Consider the following 16,650-nt stretch of genomic DNA (forward strand, 5'->3'; position numbering starts at 1 on the left):
CTTTGAGCTATTTGCCAAACTCGAAGATCAGATGATGCCTGCCAAGGGTGAAGATGGGTCGGCATATTTCTTCTTGGGCATCCGGCCGGCAAGGAAGGATTCACGGCCCGCAATAATTGCATGCTTCATCGCGCGAGCCATTCGGATCGGATCCTTTGCCCCGGCAATCGCGGTATTCATAAGAACCCCGTCACAGCCAAGCTCCATGGCAACCGCGGCATCAGACGCCGTACCAACTCCGGCATCGACGAGAACCGGCACATTGGCATGTTCCTTGATCAGGGCAATATTGACCGGATTGAGAATCCCCATGCCCGACCCGATCAGTGATCCTAGCGGCATGATGGCGCAGCACCCCATGTCTTCAAGCATCTTGGCCTGAATGGGATCATCGCTGCAATAAACCATGACATCAAAGCCATCCTTGATCAGGGCTTCAGCCGCCTTGAGCGTTTCGGGCATATTGGGATAAAGCGTTGCCTGATCCCCGAGCACTTCAAGTTTTACAAGGTTCCAGCCACCTGCTTCGCGCGCAAGGCGCAGGGTCCGGACGGCATCATCGGCCGTAAAGCAACCCGCTGTATTGGGCAGATAGGTATATTTCTTCGGATCGACATAATCGACCAGCATCGGCTGGTTGGGATCGGTCAGATTGACACGACGCACAGCAACCGTGACGATTTCGGCCCCTGATGCCTCAATTGCGATTTTGGTTTCTTCAAAATCCTTGTATTTTCCGGTACCGACCAGAAGACGCGAGGAGAACTTCTTGCCCGCAACGACGAACCCGTCGTCATCCGCTGCGGCAAGATCCGCCTCCTGCGAACCGCCACCAATGAAATGGACGATCTCGAGCTTGTCACCATCAACAAGAGGCGTCTCGCCATAGGCTGTTTTGGGAACGATTTCGAGATTGCGTTCAACCGCGACCTTGGTTGCAGCAATGCCCAGCTCACCAAGCAATTCGGCAACGTTTACGGCATTCTCGATATTGCGGTCTTCACCGTTGATCGTCAGAAGCATCTTTTTCGTTCAATCCCTGTGGTATTAAAATCTTCATGATTGCCGCGCAGTATGCGCAGCGACCCGGCCTGAGGCAAGTCGTCATCCAAGGCTTTTAAGCATTCATGTGCGGAAAGTCATCCCGAAGACGATGAAGAATGGCAAACCGGTTATGCAATGCTGCATTGCCAAGACTATTGCAAAGTTGCGTCAGACTTTGGTCGTGTTATAAACGCAACACCAAAAGTTGGACATAAGGTGCCAGATCGGAACCGGATGCGATAACCGAATGGATGTCTGAGGTAAGATGACATTGCACGTGATCAACGATCGATGTGAAGTCAATGACACGGCTGAGCGCCTTAGGGCCATCTGCCATGAAGACAACAAAGAAGGTGAACTGGTTGACTGGTTTCAGGAAACCCGACAAGAAGAGTCTGGCATTCTTTGCAATGCTGGGGCATATACGCACACATCGGTTGCGATCCTCGATGCGATTGGGGCATCAGATATGCCGATGATCGAGGTCCATCTGTCCAATATTCAAAAGCGGGACGCATTCAGACTAGAAGCAAACGTCTCGAAAGCTGCAAACGGTATGATCTATGGCTTTGGCTCCCAGAGTTATAAACACGCCCTGGATGCCATGCGCGAATTGATCCACACACCATCATAAAAGATATCGAAATGAGCAAGTTCAACATCGACAATGACGCCATTCGCCAGCTCGCCGAGCTGCTGGACGACACCAATCTGACCGAAATTGAAGTTGCCGCTGGTGACAACCGCATTCGCGTTGCCCGCCAGGGCACCATGGTTGCTGCGGCTCCTGCAGCCCCGGTTGCGGCGGCTCCGGCACCGGTTGCTGCCTCTGTTGCAGCGGCTCCGTCTGATGCAGCTTCGCATCCGGGCGCTGTAAAATCACCGATGGTCGGTGTTGTTTACTTCGCACCGGAACCGGGCGCTGCTCCGTTCATCTCGGTCGGGTCGAGTGTTTCCGAAGGTCAGACCGTGATGCTGATCGAGGCGATGAAAACCTTCAACCCGATCCGTGCGCCGAAATCAGGCAAAGTAAGCCAGATTCTGGCGACCGACGGCCATCCGGTCGAATATGACGAACCGCTGATCATTATTGAATAAGCCGGGGTAAGAACCGCATGTTCGACAAAATCCTGATTGCCAACCGCGGCGAAATCGCGCTCCGTATTCAGCGCGCCTGCCGTGAAATGGGCATCAAAACTGTTGCGGTGCATTCCACCGCCGATGCTGACGCAATGCATGTGCGTCTGGCCGACGAATCGGTTTGCATCGGCCCGCCTGCATCCAAAGACAGCTATCTGAATATCCCGGCCATTCTTTCGGCTGCTGAAATCACCGGCGCCGAAGCCATCCATCCGGGTTACGGCTTCCTGTCGGAAAACGCCGATTTCGCAGCCATGGTCGAAGAACACGGCTTTGTCTTTATCGGCCCGACCGCGGAACATATCCGCATGATGGGTGACAAGATCACGGCAAAACAAACCGCCGAAAAACTTGGCATTCCGTGCGTTCCGGGCTCTGATGGTGAAATCACTACCGTTGACGAAGCCCGCACATGCGCCAAGGAAATCGGCTATCCGGTCCTGATCAAGGCATCGGGCGGCGGCGGCGGCCGTGGCATGAAAGTCGTTGAACGCGAAGAAGACCTTGCAGAAGCCTTCTCCATGACCCGTAAGGAAGCATTGCAGAACTTTGGCAATGCTGCCGTTTACATGGAAAAGTACCTTGGCAAACCGCGTCACATCGAATTGCAGGTCATTGGTGACAGTCACGGTAATGCTGTTCACCTGTTTGAACGCGATTGTTCGTTGCAACGTCGTCACCAGAAGGTTCTCGAAGAAGCACCATCTCCGACCCTGACGGTCGAAGAACGCCAGCGGATCGGCTCCACGGTTGCCAATGCCATGATCGGCATGGGCTATCGCAATGCCGGTACCATCGAGTTCCTCTATGAAAATGGCGAGTTCTATTTCATTGAAATGAACACCCGTCTTCAGGTGGAACACCCGGTCACCGAAATGATTTCCGGCGTTGACCTTGTGCGTGAACAGATCCGCGTTGCTGCGGGCCTTGAACTGTCATTCAAACAGGAAGACCTTGAAATTCACGGTCACGCCATTGAATGCCGCATCAACGCAGAAGATCCGCAGACCTTTGTCCCGTCACCGGGCAAGATCAAGGAATATCATGCACCGGGCGGCCTTGGCGTACGCGTCGACAGTGGTATCTATACCGGCTATTCGATCCCGCCCTATTACGACAGCATGATTGCCAAGCTGATCGTTCATGGTCGTGATCGCGAAGAATGCATGATGCGCCTGCGCCGTGCACTGGCTGAATATGCGATTGGCGGTATCAAAACCACCATTCCGCTGCATCAGACCCTTCTTGCCAACCCAGACATCCAGAAAGGGGATTATGACATCCACTGGCTGGAAAAGTTCATGGGCATGAGAAAGACCCTCTGATCACAAATGATACAGATTTCAAACGGGAACCTTCGGGTTCCCGTTTTTTTGTCTGCATATTTCATCAAATCAGCATCAAAAAAATAATCGATCCGGGCCTAACCTGATGGTATCGCGCGTCTAGATTTGACAAGATCCCTTGTCTGGCTTGCCCGCGTTCTCATATGTAAATTGACCCCAGATAGACAGGACAGAAACAATTATCACTGCGATCATGTCGAACCAGCTGACCCCTGATCTTTTGATCCGCGCTTATTCCGTCGGTCTGTTTCCCATGGCCGAAAGCCATGACGATCCAACCCTTTACTGGATTGATCCGGAATGGCGAGGCGTATTGCCGCTTGACGGGTTTCATGTCCCGCGCAGCCTCAAAAAGGCTGTGCGCAAAGGCACTTATAAAATCCATGTAGATCGCGCCTTTCCCGATGTCATCCGCGCCTGCGCAGAACAAACCGAAACCCGCGATGACACATGGATCAACAGCAATATCCTTGAAGCCTATTGCGCGCTTCACAAAATGGGCTGCGCGCATTCGATAGAGGCATGGAAAGACGGCGAACTGGTCGGCGGACTTTATGGTGTCAGTCTGGGCAAGGCATTCTTTGGCGAAAGCATGTTTTCGCGCGCAACCAACGCGTCCAAGGTTGCCCTTGTCCATCTGGTTGCCCTGATGCGGCAGGGCGGCTTCAGCCTGCTTGATACACAGTTTGTGAATGATCATCTCAAGCAGTTTGGCGTTCTGGAAATCCCGCGTGAAAGATATCGCAACGAACTTGCCAAGGCCTTGGCAGGGCGGGCAAATCTTCCGTTCGAGGTCGAACCGGAATTCCTTGAACAAACCCTTTCAGGCGGCGATAGTTAAGCTGCCCGCACCTTGCGAAATCAGCGTACCTGCAAGCACCCTGCTCCACATATCAAACGAGCCACCCGCATCATGAATATCCGCCCCGCCACCAGGCAAGATATCCCGGCCATTCTTGAGATCGTTGCCCCGACCCTGCGTGCCGGTGAAACCTATGCCATCGACAGCAATATGGATGATGATCAGGTCATCGCCTACTGGATGGGGCCGGACAAGGTCACGCTGGTCGCCGAAGAAGACGGCGAGATCGTTGGCACCTATTACATCCGCAAAAATCAGGGCGGCGGCGGATCGCATGTATGTAACTGCGGTTATATGACATCCCCCAAAGCAACCGGACGGGGCATAGCCCGACGCATGGGCGAGGATTCGTTTGTACGCGCCAGAGAACTTGGCTACCGCGCAATGCAATACAACTTCGTAATTGCCAGCAACGAAGCCGCCGTGCATCTGTGGCCAACGCTTGGCTTTGAAATTGTCGGACGCCTGCCCGGTGCTTTCATGCATCCCAAACTGGGCGAAACCGACGCACTGGTGATGTATCGCAAGCTCTAGGATATTCAGTCTGAAAAGAACAAGGGCGGGTACCATCTGGCACCCGCCCTTTTCATGTTTTTTGTCTAACGGCTCTGAAAATCAGAACAGGAAGCGGACACGCAGCGTCCCCTCGATAGCCGCGAGTTCCTTGCGAACGCCGGCTCCCGGTTTGATTTCCTCGTCGACTTCGACGACGACATAACCAACACCACCTTCAGAACGCAGATACTGACCGCTGATATTGATGCCGCGCGATGCGAAGACATCGTTGATTTTCAACAGCACGCCCGGAACGTTGCGGTGAATATGCAGGAAACGGGTGTGCGAGCGATCCTTGACCGGAAGCGAAACTTCCGGGAAGTTGACCGCACCGAGAGTTGATCCGTTATCGGAATAGGTGATCAGCTTGTCAGCAACCTCGATCCCGATATTTTCCTGTGCTTCCTGGGTGGAACCACCGATATGCGGGGTCAGGATGACATTATCCATACCACGCAGCGGGCTTACGAATTCTTCGTCCTTGCCTGCCGGTTCAACCGGGAATACGTCAAGGGCAGCGCCGGCCAGATGGCCGCTTTCCAGGGCCGCGGCCAGATCATCAATGACGATGACATTGCCACGTGCAGCATTGATCAGATGCGCACCCTTTTTCATTTTCGCGATTTCGGCTGCGGTGATCATGTTTTTGGTCTGCTCGTTGGCCGGAACATGCAGCGACACCACATCGGATTTCGCAAGCAGTTCATCCATTGATGCACAGGCCGTCGCATTGCCCATCGCAAGCTTGTTGATCACGTCAAAGTAAATGACGTTCATGCCAAGCGATTCCGCCAGAACCGACAGCTGCGAGCCGATATGACCATAACCGATAATACCAAGGGTCTTTCCGCGGGCTTCGTATGAACCCTTGGCATTTTTAAGCCATCCGCCCTTGTGGGCTGCGGCACTACGCTGCGGAACACCGCGAAGCAGCATGATGATCTGACCAAGAACCAGTTCAGCAACCGAACGGGTATTCGAATATGGTGCGTTAAATACCGGAATGCCACGCATGGCCGCGGCCGTCAGGTCAACCTGATTGGTACCGATGCAGAAACAGCCAATCGAGGTCAGCTTGGAAGCAGCTTCAATAACTTCTTCGGTCAGTTTGGTGCGGGAACGGATGCCCAGGAAATGCGCATCGGAGACAACGGACTTGAGTTCGTCCGCGTCGAGCGCAGCTGGGTAGTGGTCGACATTAGAGTAGCCGGCCTCTTTGAACATCTTTACAGCGTTTTCATGGATTCCTTCGAGCAGGACGATCTTGATCTTGTCCTTCTCCAACGAAAGTTTGCTGTTCACGGCGCACCATCCTTTTCTTCGCGAGGGCGACACGGGATCATCCCCGAGCCGTTTGTCAGGCCGTTCCATAACGGCCCGTGGACCAATGAAATAGGGCCTTGAAGCGCGTCCGTCAAAGGCTTTCCCTTGCGTAAATATGCATTGCCCCTATCTTCTGAACGCATATACCGGCTAATGCGTACAAAAACAAAGGCCCGCCAGGGGGTCACTGCCAGATCGTTGCCTGTTCAGGGGATAAAATCTTGTCTGCCGAAATCAAGACCGTCACCGATATCCACGCAATCGGCCAAGCCCAATGGGACAAATGCGCAGGCACAGACAATCCCTTTGTCAGCTTCGCATTCCTTTCGGCAATGGAAGACAGCGCATCGACGACCGCCCAGACTGGCTGGCAACCGTTTCATCTGGTTTTGAATGATGAGGCCGGTCAGGCGGTTGGCATTGTGCCGCTTTATGTCAAAGCCCATTCCTATGGCGAATATGTTTTCGACTGGAGCTGGGCAGAGGCATATGAGCGCACCGGGGGGCGTTACTATCCCAAACTGCAATCATCCGTGCCCTTTTCCCCGGTGCCCGGCCCGCGCCTTCTGGTCGCAGACGATCACCCGGATCCTGATCGTGTGCGTCGTATCCTGATTGATGGCCTGGCGATGCTGCCCGAAAAACTCGGCATGGCGACGTTACATGTGACCTTTTGCAGCAGTGACGAGAGCCGGTTGATGGAGGATGCGGGTTTCCTGCGTCGAACCGGCATCCAGTATCACTGGCATAATCGCGGCTATCAAAGTTTTGATGACTTCCTCGGGGCCTTGAATTCGCGTAAACGCAAGAACCTGCGCAAGGAACGCAAGCAGGTTCTTGACGCCGGTTACCGGTTTGAAGCATTGCGCGGGGATGACCTTAAACCCCGTCACTGGGACCGATTTTATCAGTTCTATCGCGATACATCCGACCGAAAATGGGGACAGGCCTATCTGAAGCGTGAGTTCTTTGAACTTATCCATGAACGGATCGGCGATAAAACCGTTCTGGTCGCTGCATTTCGCGATGAGGACATGGTTGCGGGTGCCTTGAATCTGATCGGATCAAACACGCTTTATGGGCGCAACTGGGGGACGATTGATCGCACCCCGCTTCTGCATTTCGAGACCTGCTATTATCAGGCGATTGATATTGCGATTGCCCATGGCCTTGCAACGGTCGAGGCCGGGGCACAGGGCGAACACAAGATCCAGCGCGGCTATGAACCGGTGATCACACATTCAGCCCACCTGATTGCTGATGAAGGCCTGCGACGTGCCGTTGCCCAGTTTCTCAAGCAGGAACTGAGCCATATCACGCAAGACCGCGACTATATCCTTGCCGAACACAGCCCCTACCGCAATGCAGAGCCAAACAAGTAGGCAGGCCGTTCAGATATGAAAAAGGCGCAAGGTTTATACCTTGCGCCTTTTTTCTGGATGTTTTCAGCAATCAGACGGCACGGACGTCATCAAGGAAGCCATTCACATGGCTGCGCAACTCGTCATTGGCCGCGGCAAGCTTGCCAACACTGTCAAGCTGGCCATTGGAAAGATCACCGCTTTCAGTTGTCGCATCGGCAACATTTTTGACCGCATTTGAAATGGCGACATTACCGTTTGCCGCCCCTTCTACACTGCGCGAGATTTCCTCGGTTGCTGCGCCCTGTTCTTCGACCGCACTTGCGACCACCGACATCAATTCATCGATTTTTTGAATTGTTTCGGCAAAGCCGCGAACTGCTTCGGACGCAGCACCGGTTTCGCTTTGCATTTCGGCGATCTTGGCCGTGATCTGTTCGGTCGCCTTGACCGTCTGGGAGGCAAGATTTTTAACCTCGCCAGCCACAACGGCAAAGCCTTTGCCCGCTTCGCCGGCACGGGCAGACTCAATGGTTGCGTTTAGCGCCAGAAGATTGGTCTGATCGGCAATGTCACTGATCAGGTTGACAACCTCGCCAACACTTTGTGCCGCATCATTAAGCTTCTCGACCCGTTCATTGGTCCGTTCGGTTTCACCAACAGCAAGCTGGGTGATTTCGGTAACCCGTGCGATCTGCGACGAGATTTCCGAGATCGATGCCGAAAGCTGTGCCGTGGCCGAGGCCACCGTTTCGATATTACTTGATGATTCCTGTGCCTGTTCGGCCACGGACTGGGCATCCTGATTGGCGCGAACCGCATGCGATGTCAGGGTTTCCGAAGCAGAACGGACCTCATCAAGGGCGGCATTTACCGAGGTCAGAACATCCTGGATTTTTTCATCAAATCCCTTGGTCAGGACTCCCATGCGTTTACTGCGCGCGACCTGGCGTTCGGCCTCGACTTTTTCCTGCTCGGCCATACGGGCACGTTCACGGGCATTTTCCTTGAAAACCTCAAGCGACTTGGCCATCGCACCGACTTCGTCGTTGCGCTTCATGTCAAGGGTTTCAATATCCAGATTACCTGAGGCAAGGCTTCCCATCGCTTCGGTCATCTTGCGGATTGGCGTTGCGATCATTCGTGACAAAGTGCCCCCGAACAGGGCCGCCATCGCAATCAGCAAAACCACTCCAACCCCGAGCGTTACCTGGAAAATCCGCATGGCCTGATCGACCCTGCTTTCGACATCTAGGACCATTTGGTCAATCACTTGCGCCAGCTGGCTTGCAAGAGCACTCACCTGATCAGAGAGTTCGCGGGGCTCACCTGATGCTTCAATCGCACGCGCATGGTTGACCGTCAGATAATGGCGCATCAGCTTTGCCTGCTGACCGGCGATTTCTTCCCAACGATCAATTGCCCCGTCCATTGCTTCAATCAGACCGGCGACTTCGCTGTTGATTGAAGCATAGGTTTTAATAACGTCCGTGCGGGTGTCGATTTCCTCAAGCGACTTTTCATAGCTCACAAGACCGGCACGATCACCGGTTGTCAGGAAATAGATCAGTTCCTGACGTGCCATGAGATATGCGCGATCAAGGTCTCGATAATCCCGTTCAAAGGTTGACAGGTAGTCACGTTGCTCGTTTGCGGATTTGACCTGCATCGTCGCAAACATGCCAGCCGCTGCAACCATAAGGATCACAGCGATCATGATCGCAAAGCAGGTCGTCAGCTTGGCAGGAATGGAAAGGTTCTTAAAGAAGTTCATGACGTTTCTCCCTACTGGCCACCACGACGCGCAAGTTCATTCAAATTGACCTCAATGGTCACGGCGCCGATGGGCTGCCGGTTCTCATCGCTCATGGTCATGTTCAGTTGCGATCGCCAGGTATCTGACTCTTCGTTATATTCGGCTTCATCAATGAAAACCGCGCTGGGACCGTTGGGATAAGTATTCTGGAACTTGCCTTCATCTCCTTGCCAGAAGTCCGACGTAATCGAGCTTTGCCCGACATTGAGTCCCTTTGAATCCATGACAAAAATCTCGGCATACAGCCCGCCTGAACGGGCCTGCACCTGTGTCAGATAACTCGATAACGGGTTGGTCAGGATCGCGGCAACAAGAGGCTGATCATCCGCTTCGCGCTCAGCCCGCCATTGCGCATCTGCTGCATCAATCTGATCCTGTGTCATATCTGTTCTCAGACGGTTCTGGGAATTGATCGACAAAGAAACAACAGGATTTGCAAGCCATTCCCGAATATCTTTGATCATCTTGTCGGTTATAAGGACATTCGGATCACCAGGTAGCTCTGCCTTGGCCATTGCTGCATGCGGTGCCGCAAACAAAGCCGCCGCGAAAAAGCCCGTCAAAACCTTACTTTTGCAGGACATCATCGGTCTCTCTCCCGAATTTTGTTTTTCTTGCGTCAAGGGGAACTAACTTAAAGTATAGGTTTTTATACCAAAGTAATAATTCCCATACAACTAATTTTAGAAACAGACCCTTGACCGCAGCGCACAAGGGCAGCTCCACACAAGTTCATATGTGGATTGCGCGCGCAGCAACAAGACCGCAACTGGAATGATTTGAAATCCGGGAAAGAAAAAAGCGGCGGTAAAACCGCCGCTGAGTTTGGTTGGGACACGAGCAAACTGCAGAAGATTACGTTGTTCCAGGCGCAAAGCGCCCCTGCAAAGAACAACTGTCCACAATCCTATAAGCAGGAAGCGTGCCAACTTTTTAAATCCATGAAAAACCATATTTTCTTAGGGGATTTAGCCAATCCAAAACCTGAACGAATAGACAGCTTTAAATGATCTTTGCATTTCAAAACGCAAAAATTGCAAAACGCAAAGATCCTTTGTTGCATTTTGCAAATTGCAATTCTGTCAGAAGACCAAGGCCTGCGCAAAAACCGGTTTACTGGCGGCGCTTTTTCTTGCGCGCCCCGAAATTCAGCAAGGCGGGAGCCTTCTCAATGATCTCTTCCAGGATGGATTTTGCCGTATCAAGATCCTCGCGCGCTGTCTCGTCAAGCTGACTGATATAGCGCGGGTCAGAGATCATGCGCTCGGCTTCGTACAGGGTTCGAAGTTCGCTCTGGAACATTTCGCGCGCACCAAGCGGCAGATGTTCCTTGGCACTCATGACAAAGAAGAACTTAAGACTGGTTTTGATGACAAGACGCAACATAAGAACCTGAAGCTTGTGAAACTGTCCTTCCAGCTCTTCCTTTTTCGGATGTTTTTCAAGCCTCTTGAGGCGCTCGGAAATCACAAGTGACAGAGCCTTGAAATTATCAACCTCCTCGCGGAATGGCCGATATCCGGTCACGTCCATTTTGTCCGTGGTCTTATCCATATTATCAGCCAGCGCAACCAGCTTGCGCGCACGTAATTCAAGCCGGGACAGAAACTCCTCGACCTCTGTTCGATATTGTCGTTGTGCTGCTTGGCTCATTTTGCTCTGGCGTTCTTATTCTAAAATCGTGCCCGGGGAACAACTCCCCGGGCACAATCTAACCGCCAATGATTAACAACACCCCAAGTCCGGGGCAAGACATCAACCTTCGACCATCTCGGGGCTCTTTTTGGCCTGCTTCTTGTCACCATCCTCTTCGGGATAGCGGAAGACAACAACGTCATCCTCGATATCCACAAGAACCGCACCACCCTTGGAAAGCTTCCCAAACAGAAGTTCTTCGGCAAGCGGCTTCTTGACATATTCCTGAATAACACGACCAAGCGGACGCGCCCCGAAGGCCGCATCGTAGCCACGCTCGGCAAGCCATGCACGGGCCGCCTCGGTCAATTCAATTGACACATTCCGGTCAGCAAGCTGCACCTCAAGCTGCAAGATGAACTTGTCGACCACCATCTTGACCACTTCCGGCTGCAGGTTGGCAAACGGAATAACAGCATCCAGACGGTTGCGGAACTCCGGCGAGAAAGTGCGTTTGATCGCCTCCTCGTCTTCTCCGATACGCATTTCGCGCTTGAACCCGATTGGCGGCTTGGCCATGTCAGATGCACCGGCATTGGTCGTCATTACCAGCACAACATTTCGGAAATCAACCGTCTTGCCGTTATTGTCGGTCAGCTTGCCGTGATCCATGACCTGCAGCAGAATATTGAACAGGTCCGGATGGGCCTTTTCAATTTCATCAAGCAGAACCACCGCATGCGGATGCTGATCAACGGCATCGGTCAGAAGACCACCCTGGTCAAACCCGACATAGCCCGGAGGGGCACCGATCAGGCGTGAAACGCTGTGGCGTTCCATATATTCCGACATATCGAACCGGATGAACTCGATACCCATAACGGTTGCCAGCTGTTTGGTGACCTCGGTTTTACCAACCCCGGTCGGACCAGAGAACAGATAGCTACCAATCGGCTTTTCAGGTTCGCGCAGACCGGCACGGGCGAGTTTGATCGCACTTGCGACCGACTCAATGGCCTTGTCCTGACCAAACACAACGGTTTTAAGGTCACGCTCAAGATTTGCCAGCGCCTTGCGATCATCGGTCGAAACCGATTTTGGGGGTATACGGGCAATTTTCGCGACGATTTCCTCGACATCGCGCTTGCCCACCGTGCGTTTGCGCTTGCTTGGTGCCATCAACATGCGCGATGCCCCGACCTCGTCGATCACGTCAATCGCACTGTCAGGACGTTTGCGGTCATTGATGTAGCGCGATGCAAGCTCGACCGCCGAACGAATAGCTTCGTTGGTGTATTTGACCTTGTGATGGTCCTCGTAATAGGGCTTCAGCCCCTTGAGGATTTTCACGGTATCTTCTTCGGACGGTTCCTCGACATCGATTTTCTGGAAGCGACGCACAAGGGCGCGGTCCTTTTCAAAGTGGCCACGGAATTCCTTGTAGGTCGTCGACCCGATGCACCGCAACGAACCACTTGCCAGCGCCGGTTTCAACAGGTTGGAGGCATCCATTGCCCCGCCTGACGTTGCCCCGGCACCGATAACAGTGTGGATTTCATCAATGAACAGAACAGCACCTTCATACTCTTCAAGTTCCTTGACCACCGCCTTGAGACGTTCTTCAAAGTCACCGCGATAGCGGGTTCCGGCCAGAAGTGCCCCCATATCAAGCGCAAAGATCGTTGCATCGGCCAGAACTTCAGGCACATCACCGTCATTGATCCGACGTGCAAGACCCTCGGCGATGGCGGTTTTACCAACCCCGGGATCCCCAACATACAACGGATTGTTTTTGGTACGACGGCACAGAACCTGGATCGTGCGCTCAATTTCACTTTGACGCCCGATCAACGGATCAATCTTGCCTTTTTGCGCTTTGACATTGAGATTCACACAATAGGCCTTAAGCGCCTCGCCCTCGGCCGGGCCGCTATCATCCCCTTCTGGCGGAATACCGGCAACCGGTTCTTCGTCTGCCCCCCGCGGGATGCGACGTTCATTAAGCTCGGACGCCTTGGCAATACCATGCGAAATGTAGTTGACCGCATCAAGACGGGTCATGTCCTGAAGTTGCAGATAATAGACAGCATGCGATTCCCGCTCAGAGAACAGGGCAACCAGCACATTCGCACCGGTAACTTCTTCGCGGCCGGACGATTGCACATGGATTGCGGCACGCTGGATAACGCGCTGGAACCCGGCAGTTGGTTTGGGATCAATCAAGCGTGCGCTGATCAGGCCGGACAGCTCACTATCTGCAAATTCCAGCAAATCCGATCGCAACCGATCAATATCGACCCGGCATGCCTTAAGCACAGCAAGCGCGTCCTGATCTTCGGTCAGGGACAACAGAAGATGTTCAAGAGTGGCATATTCGTGCCGACGCTCCGACGCATATGCGAGCGCACGGTGCAGGCTTTCCTCAAGATTGCGCGATAGCATATGTCACTCCTTCTCTAAGGTACACTGCAGCGGATGCTGATTCTGGCGGGCCAGGTCCATGACCTGGTTAACCTTGGTTTCCGCAATTTCGTAAGTGAACACACCACATACTCCAACGCCCTTGCGGTGAACCTGAAGCATGATTTCGGTGGCTTCTTCGCGACCCTTTTCAAAAAACCGTTCCAATACGTGAACAACAAACTCCATCGGAGTGTAGTCGTCATTCAGTAACAGCACCTTGTACATGGACGGCTTTTTCGTCTTGGGCCGTGTTTTTGTTACGATCCCCGTGTTCGGCAGATCAGTGCCGTCATTATCCTGTTCAGTCATTGTTTACTTACCGGAACCCTTATTTCCTGCATGAACTTCATGATAGGTCATTGTCAGGCTCTTTCAAAGGCCGCAGCTTAAAATCGTGTCACTAATTTATCGTCTATCTTCAATTCATTTAGGCTGCGATTGAGCCGCTGCAAGATCAATCCGTAAACTTCGTGCGAACCCGCGTGATCGCGGCACTCGAAACCCGAACAAACCGGCCATCGCGCCAAAAGAAAACGGGCACAACCAATGTCATGCCCGTTTCCATATTCAAAGCAAGGTCCGAAAAACCGGTTGATCTGCCGTCATTTCATGACAGCACTGGCGGCTTTGGACATTGCGTTAAAGCTATCTGACATTGCCGAGAACATGATTTCCTGAATCTTTTCGCCCTCGGCAACGCTGCTTTCGACATAGCGCGTCAGAATTTTCGATTGCAGTTCCTGAATGTCGGACAGGCTTTCAGCCTTGGTTAGCGCATCAAGATCATCCTGAGATGCCTCGATCTCGCGCTGCATCCAGGCTGCAAGCTCTGCACCAATACCACCAGTTTTCTCGAACACAGTCCTGGAAGCCAGCCAAGTTTCTTCCAGATTTTTCTGGTGCATATCGACCAATTCTTCACATTGGGCCGCAATGCGCGATCCGGCATCAGAAATCACGTCCGACTGCCCGGTCATTGCATCAAACAGCTTGGCAAACGCATCGTTTGCGACAGCTACGCTTTCTTCAAGCGCATCATTTCCGGCTTCGACGATCGCGTCAATTTCGGGCGCTTTCCAGAGCTCCAGATAACTTTCCATCGCATCGGGCGCCATGAACATCTGACCAAACCCGAACAGATCATCCCCTTTTGGCGCAGCGGGTTTCGAAGCCTGCTTCGGCGCCTCCTCCTTGCTTGCAACCGGCTTTTCGGCCGACTTGCTAGCAGATTTTGCAACAGACGGGGCCTCTGCGGGAACCTTTTTCGGGGCCGTGGCTTTTTTCGGGGTGGTCGAGGCTGTTGCTTTCTTGGTCTCAGTTGCGGACTTGCTTGTCGTAGTCACAGTGCTGGCCCTTTCAGTTTCAGAAGACGTTACCGGCTTGGACGAGGATGCAGCGGTGGCTGTTGCAACCGGTTCCGGTTTGACATCAGATTTCGCCTGAACAACGGCTGGTTTCGACGCTGGCCTGGATGACGACTTGGGAACAGCCGTCACAGGGGCAACCTTTTTGGTCGCCGACGTTACTTTTGAGGCTGCCACCTTGCTCGGCGTAGCCTTCACGGCGGGCTCGGGCACAGAAGGTGCATTTTCAGTCAGCTTGACTGGCGCTGGCGCTGGCGCCCCTGCCTCATCAATCGTGGTGCCCGATACCGAAGCACCATCCTTTGCCGTTACCGGGGCGTTCTTTGGCGTCGAAACATCTTCCACAACGGCATCGCTTTTGGGCACAGGAGCATCATCTACCTGCTTTGCCGCGGCTTCTATCTCTGACGAGGTCATCACCACCCGCTTGGCTGGCAGCTCTGCACCTGTCGAAGCAGTACCGGTGGTCGATTTTGATACTTGCCCGGAAGCTACAGATGACACCGGTGCTGCGGGCGCTGTGGCCCTGGCGGGAGCAGGTGCTTTTTTACCTGATTTCCCAGAGGTCTTTTGTTTTGAAACAGCCATTGTCTCCAACCTCATACTTGCCGGGGCGAACGCCCCAAATTCATGCTGCATCGCAACATAACCCTAGATGGAATTCCCCCCAAAGGTCAAGCACAGTTTGGTAACAAAACAGCGACCCAGTCACAGCATCCGTATTTGGAAACGTTACAAATTCGTGCCCGGACGTTGCTGCGCCGACAAAAGATCAGCAGCAACAAAGTTCTAGCGACAAACTTGATTTCGCAATGCGGCATAAATGCAAACGGGGATGCATCTTCATGCATCCCCGTTTGAAGACATTTCCAATCCGGTCCACGCCTTAGCGCAGCATATTTCCACGCACAGTCCGGTAAAATGTACCAGACTCGCTATTTTGAATGGTTTGAAGCTGTGCAGCTGATTGCGAACGCGCTTTATCCTTCGCTGGCGGCTCCGGCAGCTTTGTTTCGATGCTCGACAAATTCGTTAACACGGCCGGGAACGTAAGTGCGCGCAAATCATCAACGCCGGACATCCATGTCCCCAGCGTTACGTAGCCAGATGAGCATCCAAGTGCGACCCAGTAAAAATCATCGGAATATAATCGGACACCATCGCGGCCCTGCTGGGTTCCAAATCCGTCCTTTTGCAAGGCATCGGTGACCGCGAGATAGTCATCGCGTCCGATCACATCAACACTCTGCTCTCCCCCGAACACTCCCAAAGGCGCATTGATCTCGACATTGATTTCACTGACCTGAGCAGGTCCGAACACACGCGTTGTCAGATCGAATTGCTGGTTGCCAGCTTTGGGCTCAAGCTCGAAGACACGAACTTCTTTATAGTAGTCGGCATTATAGATGATGCGAATCCGGCCCTCTGCATCACCGGCAGAACAGGCCGTGCGCAAATCATCTGCGTTCAAATACGAAAACCAGGCCGACTTGCGCACCAGCGGATTACTGACGTCACTATTTTCCGTGAAAGCGCACCCGGCCAGCCCGACGGCAGCAAGTGTAAACACCCCCACCCCTGCCAAACTGGCACGTTTCATGCTTATCGTTTTGAGAAGTGGGGCAATTCTTTTCACCATTCGATCCTCGATTTTTTGCCGATCAGGAGATATAAAAGTGACATTGGCGCAGAAAGATGGTCACAGAATGGCCGCGATTAGAAAAGCCGAAAATTGACGGTC

General features: G+C 53.1%; 16 protein-coding genes. 7 read left to right on the top strand and 9 right to left on the bottom strand.

Going from position 1 to position 16,650, the window contains the following annotated elements:
• Window positions 1-27: 27 nt before the first annotated feature.
• Window positions 28-1,023 carry a sulfur carrier protein ThiS gene (gene thiS, locus TH30_RS11840; RefSeq protein WP_114098308.1) on the bottom strand — a complete coding sequence of 332 codons (996 nt, stop codon included), beginning with the start codon at window positions 1,021-1,023 and terminating at the stop codon, window positions 28-30.
• Between the two features lie 286 nt (window positions 1,024-1,309).
• On the opposite strand from thiS, the gene TH30_RS11845 reads away from it, so the two are divergent.
• From TH30_RS11845 to TH30_RS11865, 5 genes are all read left to right on the top strand, one after another.
• Window positions 1,310-1,678: a type II 3-dehydroquinate dehydratase gene (locus tag TH30_RS11845; protein WP_114098309.1), complete on the top strand. Its 369-nt coding sequence runs from the start codon at window positions 1,310-1,312 to the stop codon at window positions 1,676-1,678.
• Between the two features lie 11 nt (window positions 1,679-1,689).
• A complete protein-coding gene (accB, locus tag TH30_RS11850; protein ID WP_114098310.1) occupies window positions 1,690-2,142 on the top strand; it encodes an acetyl-CoA carboxylase biotin carboxyl carrier protein in 453 nt (150 codons plus the stop codon).
• Between the two features lie 17 nt (window positions 2,143-2,159).
• Window positions 2,160-3,509, top strand: a complete 1,350-nt coding sequence (accC, locus tag TH30_RS11855) for an acetyl-CoA carboxylase biotin carboxylase subunit (RefSeq protein ID WP_114098311.1) — start codon at window positions 2,160-2,162, stop codon at window positions 3,507-3,509.
• A 214-nt stretch (window positions 3,510-3,723) separates the two neighbouring features.
• Window positions 3,724-4,371 (top strand): leucyl/phenylalanyl-tRNA--protein transferase, encoded by a 648-nt coding sequence (gene aat / locus TH30_RS11860; RefSeq protein WP_114098312.1) that lies wholly within the window; start codon window positions 3,724-3,726, stop codon window positions 4,369-4,371.
• 72 nt (window positions 4,372-4,443) lie between these two features.
• A complete protein-coding gene (locus tag TH30_RS11865) occupies window positions 4,444-4,926 on the top strand; it encodes a GNAT family N-acetyltransferase (protein ID WP_114098313.1) in 483 nt (160 codons plus the stop codon).
• 81 nt (window positions 4,927-5,007) lie between these two features.
• Here TH30_RS11865 and serA read toward each other — a convergent pair whose 3' ends face one another.
• Window positions 5,008-6,249, bottom strand: a complete 1,242-nt coding sequence (gene serA, locus TH30_RS11870; protein WP_114098460.1) for a phosphoglycerate dehydrogenase — start codon at window positions 6,247-6,249, stop codon at window positions 5,008-5,010.
• A 242-nt stretch (window positions 6,250-6,491) separates the two neighbouring features.
• Between serA and TH30_RS11875 the strand changes: the two genes are divergently transcribed.
• The gene (locus tag TH30_RS11875) at window positions 6,492-7,652 is read left to right on the top strand and encodes a GNAT family N-acetyltransferase (RefSeq protein ID WP_114098314.1); all 1,161 of its coding nucleotides are present in this window, start codon (window positions 6,492-6,494) and stop codon (window positions 7,650-7,652) included.
• Between the two features lie 70 nt (window positions 7,653-7,722).
• On the opposite strand, the gene TH30_RS11880 is transcribed toward TH30_RS11875, so the two are convergent.
• Both TH30_RS11880 and TH30_RS11885 read right to left on the bottom strand, forming a co-directional pair.
• On the bottom strand, window positions 7,723-9,405 hold the full coding sequence (locus tag TH30_RS11880) for a methyl-accepting chemotaxis protein (RefSeq protein WP_114098315.1): 1,683 nt from the start codon (window positions 9,403-9,405) through the stop codon (window positions 7,723-7,725).
• Window positions 9,406-9,416: 11 nt separating this feature from the next.
• Window positions 9,417-10,070, bottom strand: a complete 654-nt coding sequence (locus TH30_RS11885) for a hypothetical protein (protein WP_258548702.1) — start codon at window positions 10,068-10,070, stop codon at window positions 9,417-9,419.
• A 120-nt stretch (window positions 10,071-10,190) separates the two neighbouring features.
• On the opposite strand from TH30_RS11885, the gene TH30_RS11890 reads away from it, so the two are divergent.
• Window positions 10,191-10,457: a hypothetical protein gene (locus tag TH30_RS11890; protein ID WP_114098317.1), complete on the top strand. Its 267-nt coding sequence runs from the start codon at window positions 10,191-10,193 to the stop codon at window positions 10,455-10,457.
• A 103-nt stretch (window positions 10,458-10,560) separates the two neighbouring features.
• On the opposite strand, the gene TH30_RS11895 is transcribed toward TH30_RS11890, so the two are convergent.
• From TH30_RS11895 to TH30_RS11915, 5 genes are all read right to left on the bottom strand, one after another.
• Entirely contained in the window at window positions 10,561-11,100 is a 540-nt protein-coding gene (locus tag TH30_RS11895; RefSeq protein ID WP_114098318.1) for a hypothetical protein, read from the bottom strand.
• 102 nt (window positions 11,101-11,202) lie between these two features.
• Window positions 11,203-13,524: an ATP-dependent Clp protease ATP-binding subunit ClpA gene (gene clpA, locus TH30_RS11900; RefSeq protein WP_114098319.1), complete on the bottom strand. Its 2,322-nt coding sequence runs from the start codon at window positions 13,522-13,524 to the stop codon at window positions 11,203-11,205.
• Between the two features lie 3 nt (window positions 13,525-13,527).
• Entirely contained in the window at window positions 13,528-13,854 is a 327-nt protein-coding gene (gene clpS / locus TH30_RS11905) for an ATP-dependent Clp protease adapter ClpS (RefSeq protein WP_008890601.1), read from the bottom strand.
• A gap of 293 nt (window positions 13,855-14,147) precedes the next feature.
• Complete coding sequence (locus TH30_RS11910) at window positions 14,148-15,413, bottom strand: phasin family protein (RefSeq protein ID WP_181850255.1); 1,266 nt, start codon at window positions 15,411-15,413, stop codon at window positions 14,148-14,150.
• Between the two features lie 382 nt (window positions 15,414-15,795).
• A complete protein-coding gene (locus TH30_RS11915) occupies window positions 15,796-16,548 on the bottom strand; it encodes a hypothetical protein (protein ID WP_258548703.1) in 753 nt (250 codons plus the stop codon).
• Window positions 16,549-16,650 lie beyond the last annotated feature (102 nt).

This window comes from Thalassospira profundimaris (genome assembly GCF_003326795.1).
Lineage (GTDB): Bacteria > Pseudomonadota > Alphaproteobacteria > Rhodospirillales > Thalassospiraceae > Thalassospira > Thalassospira profundimaris_C.

Coding starts and splice junctions, on each gene's coding strand:
- aat (WP_114098312.1), top strand. CDS start 3,724: ATGTCGAACCAGCTGACCCCTGATCTTTTGATCCGCGCTTATTCCGTC.
- TH30_RS11880 (WP_114098315.1), bottom strand. CDS start 9,405: ATGAACTTCTTTAAGAACCTTTCCATTCCTGCCAAGCTGACGACCTGC.
- accB (WP_114098310.1), top strand. CDS start 1,690: ATGAGCAAGTTCAACATCGACAATGACGCCATTCGCCAGCTCGCCGAG.
- TH30_RS11895 (WP_114098318.1), bottom strand. CDS start 11,100: ATGAGCCAAGCAGCACAACGACAATATCGAACAGAGGTCGAGGAGTTT.
- TH30_RS11915 (WP_258548703.1), bottom strand. CDS start 16,548: ATGGTGAAAAGAATTGCCCCACTTCTCAAAACGATAAGCATGAAACGT.
- thiS (WP_114098308.1), bottom strand. CDS start 1,023: ATGCTTCTGACGATCAACGGTGAAGACCGCAATATCGAGAATGCCGTA.
- accC (WP_114098311.1), top strand. CDS start 2,160: ATGTTCGACAAAATCCTGATTGCCAACCGCGGCGAAATCGCGCTCCGT.
- clpS (WP_008890601.1), bottom strand. CDS start 13,854: ATGACTGAACAGGATAATGACGGCACTGATCTGCCGAACACGGGGATC.
- TH30_RS11845 (WP_114098309.1), top strand. CDS start 1,310: ATGACATTGCACGTGATCAACGATCGATGTGAAGTCAATGACACGGCT.
- TH30_RS11865 (WP_114098313.1), top strand. CDS start 4,444: ATGAATATCCGCCCCGCCACCAGGCAAGATATCCCGGCCATTCTTGAG.
- clpA (WP_114098319.1), bottom strand. CDS start 13,524: ATGCTATCGCGCAATCTTGAGGAAAGCCTGCACCGTGCGCTCGCATAT.